Here is a 4,087-nt window from a genome sequence, read left to right on the forward strand (position 1 = left end):
CTCGGCCGAGTCGGAGAACCCCGGCCGGTTCGTCCTGGTCGACGTCGACGATACGACCGAGTCGCTGACGGCGGTGGCGGATGCGCTGGCGTCCGGTGAACCGCAGGTGGCCGTACGGGACGGGGTGCCGCGGGCGCCGCGTCTGGCGCGGGCCGTGGTGGAGACCGACCGCCCGGCTCCGGAATTCGACGCCGAGGGCACGGTCCTGGTGACCGGTGCGAGTGGCACGCTGGGCGCGCTGTTCGCCCGCCATCTGGTGGCGGAGCGCGGCGTACGGCGGCTGCTGCTGGTCAGCCGCCGTGGCGAACAGGCACCGGGTGCGGCCGAACTGACCGCCGAGCTAGCCGAGTTGGGCGCCGAGGCGCGCTGGGCGGCGTGTGATGTGGCGGACCGGGACGCGCTCGCCGCGACCCTCGCCGCCATCCCGGCCGAGCATCCGCTCACAGCGGTCGTGCACACCGCCGGTGTGCTGGACGACGGTGTGATCGGTTCGCTGACGCCGGAGCGGCTGGGGCGGGTGCTGCGTCCGAAGGTGGACGCGGCCTGGAACCTGCACGAGCTGACCCGTGAGCTGGACCTTTCGGCGTTCGTGCTCTTCTCCTCCGCCGCCGGTGTCTTCGGCGCCGCAGGACAGGGCAACTACGCCGCCGCCAACGCCTATGTGGACGCGCTGGCCCAGCACCGCGCGGCGCGCGGGCTGCCCGGCACCTCGCTGGCCTGGGGCCTGTGGGCCGCCGAGTCCGGCGGTATGGCCGGTGAGCTGGACCAGACCGATATGTCCCGGATGAGCCGGGGCGGCGTCGCCGCGCTCGCCGCCGACGAGGGCAAGGAGCTGTTCGACGCGGCCGGACGGGCGGGCGAGGCGCTGCTCGTCCCGGTGCGTCTCGACCTGGCGGCGGCACGGGCCGAGGCGGCGTCCACCGGTGTGGTGGCCCCACTGATGTCCGGGCTGGTACGGGTCCCGGCGCGGCGTACGGCGGAGGGCTCCGCCGGAACGGGCGCCCTGGCGCAGCGGCTGGCCCGCCTGAACGCGGCAGAGCGGCTGGAGACGCTGCTGGAGCTGGTCCGTACCCAGGTCGCCGCCGTCCTGGGCTATGCCACCGCCGACTCCGTGGACCCCGACCGCGCCTTCCGCGACCTCGGCTTCGACTCGCTCACCGCCGTCGAACTGCGCAACCGCGTGAACGCGGTCACCGGGATGCGGCTTCCCGCCACCCTGGTCTTCGACTACCCGACCTCCGTCGTCCTGGCCGAACACCTCCGGGACGAACTGGCGGGCACCCGTGCCGAGTCGGGCCTGCCGGTGTCGACCGTGGGCGCGCTCGACGACGAGCCGATCGCCATCGTGGGCATGAGCTGCCGCTTCCCGGGCGGGGTGCGCACCCCCGAGGACCTGTGGCGGCTGCTGTCCTCCGGCCAGGACGCGATCTCCGGCTTCCCCGTGGACCGTGGCTGGGACCTGGACGCGCTCTACCACCCGGACCCGGAGCACCCCGGCACCTCGTACACCCGCGAGGGCGGTTTCCTCCACGACGCCGCCGACTTCGACCCCACCTTCTTCGGGATCTCGCCGCGCGAGGCCCTCGCCACCGATCCGCAGCAGCGACTGCTGCTGGAGACGTCGTGGGAGGCGTTCGAGCGCGCGGGCATCGACCCGGCCACGCTGCGCGGCAGCCGTACCGGTGTGTTCGCGGGCGTGATGTACCACGACTACGCCACGCTCGTGGAGCGGGCCCCGGACAGCGGTGGCGAGGGCGCGATCGGCTCCGGCAGCACGGGTTCCATCGCCTCCGGCCGCGTCGCCTACGCGCTCGGTCTGGAGGGCCCGGCCGTCACCGTCGACACGGCGTGCTCGTCGTCGCTGGTGGCGCTGCACTGGGCGATGCAGGCGCTGCGTTCGGGCGAGTGCACGATGGCGCTGGCCGGTGGTGTCACGGTGATGGCGACCCCCGGCACGTTCGTCGGTTTCAGCCGCCAGGGCGGCCTGTCCGCCGACGGCCGCTGCAAGGCGTTCTCGGCGGACGCGGACGGCACGGGCTGGGCCGAGGGCGCGGGCATGCTGCTCGTGGAGCGGCTGTCGGACGCGCGCAGGAACGGCCACCCGGTGCTCGCGGTGGTGCGCGGCAGCGCCGTGAACCAGGACGGTGCGTCCAATGGCCTGACGGCGCCGAACGGCCCGTCCCAGCAGCGCGTCATCCGGCAGGCGCTGGCCGCCGCCGGGCTGTCGGCCGGCGATGTGGACGCGGTCGAGGCGCATGGCACGGGCACGACGCTGGGCGACCCGATCGAGGCGCAGGCGCTGCTGGCCACGTACGGCCAGGAGCGGGAGTCGGAGCGGCCGTTGCTGCTGGGCTCCATCAAGTCGAACATGGGCCACACCCAGGCCGCCGCCGGTGTCGCGGGCATCATGAAGATGGTCCTCGCCATGCGGCACGGGGTGCTTCCGCCGACCCTGCACGCGGACGAGCCGTCGCCGCATGTGGACTGGTCGGCGGGGGCCGTCTCGCTGCTCACCGAACAGGCGGACTGGCCGGAGACCGGCCGTCCGCGCCGCGCGGGTGTGTCGTCGTTCGGCATCAGCGGCACGAATGTGCACACCATCATCGAGCAGGCGCCGGAGGTGGCGGCGGCTGAGGCCCCGGCGGCTCCCGCCGTCACACCCGCCGTGGTGCCGTGGGTGCTCTCCGGCCGCAGCGCGGCCGCCCTGCGGGCCCAGGCCGAGCGGCTGGCCGCCCATGCGGCGGACCGGCCCGAGCTGGGCGCGGTCGACCTGGGCTACTCGCTGGCGACCGGCCGATCGGCGTTCGACCACCGCGCGGTGGTGGTGGCCGGGGACCGGGACGGGCTGCTGAAGGCTCTGGTGGCGCTGGCGGAGGGCCGTCGCTCCCCGGCGCTCGTTCAGGGTTCGGTGGCCGGTGGCAAGGTGGCGTTCCTGTTCACGGGGCAGGGCAGCCAGCGGCTCGGCATGGGCCGTGAGCTGTACGACGCCTTCCCGGTGTTCGCCGAGGCGCTGGACGCGGTGTGCGCGGAGCTGGACGCGCATCTGGAACGGCCGCTGCGGGAGGTGCTGTTCGGGGAGGACGCGGCGGAGCTGGACCAGACGGGGTTCACCCAGCCCGCGCTGTTCGCGATCGAGGTCGCGCTGTATCGGCTGGTCGAGGCGTGGGGTCTGCGTGCGGACTTCCTGTCGGGTCATTCGATCGGTGAGCTGGCCGCCGCGCATGTGGCGGGGGTGATGTCGCTCGCCGACGCCTGCCGGTTGGTGGCCGCGCGTGGCCGTCTGATGCAGGCGCTTCCGACGGGTGGCGCGATGATCGCGGTGCAGGCGTCGGAGGACGAGGTGGCGCCGCTGCTCACCGAGCGCGTCTCGATTGCCGCGCTGAACGGGCCTTCCTCGGTCGTCATCGCCGGTGATGAGGACGCGGCGCTGGAGATCGCCGCCTCGTTCGCGGCGCAGGGCCGTAAGACCAAGCGGCTCACGGTCAGCCACGCGTTCCACTCCCCGCGCATGGACGGCATGCTGGACGCGTTCCGCGAGGTCGCGGAGGGTCTGTCGTACGAGGCCCCGCGGATTCCGATCGTGTCCAACCTGACGGGCGAGCTGGTCGCCGCCGAGGAGATCACCACCGCCGACTTCTGGGTGCGCCACGTCCGCGAGGCCGTTCGCTTCCTGGACGGCGTGCGGGTCTTGGAGGCCCAGGGCGTCTCCACGTTCGTCGAACTGGGCCCGGACGGTGTGCTCACCGCGATGGCGCAGCAGTGTGTCACCGGTGAGGACGCCGCGTTCGTCCCGGCCCTGCGCAAGGGCAGGGCCGAGGCCGAGACGCTGACCAAGGCCCTCGCGCGCGTCCATGTGCGCGGTGTGGCGGTGGACTGGGCGGCCGTCTTCGCCGGTACGGGCGCGGCCCGGGTCGAGCTGCCGACGTACGCCTTCCAGTACGCGCGCTACTGGCCCGAGCTCCCGGCCGTCGTGGGCGGTACGGCGGGGCTGGGCCTGGCGACCGTCGACCATCCGCTGGTCGGGGCCGCCGTGCCGCTGGCCGGTGGCGAGGGGCTGCTGCTCACGGGCCGCCTGGGACTCGACACG

Annotated in this window: 1 protein-coding gene; it reads left to right on the forward strand. The window is 74.0% G+C overall.

The window, feature by feature from the left end; genetic code table 11:
- A partial coding sequence (locus NP777_RS46525; RefSeq protein ID WP_256656265.1) for a type I polyketide synthase occupies positions 1 to 4,087 on the forward strand: 4,087 nt, incomplete at both ends.

This window comes from Streptomyces rugosispiralis (assembly GCF_024505145.1).
Classification (GTDB): Bacteria; Actinomycetota; Actinomycetes; order Streptomycetales; family Streptomycetaceae; genus Streptomyces; species Streptomyces rugosispiralis.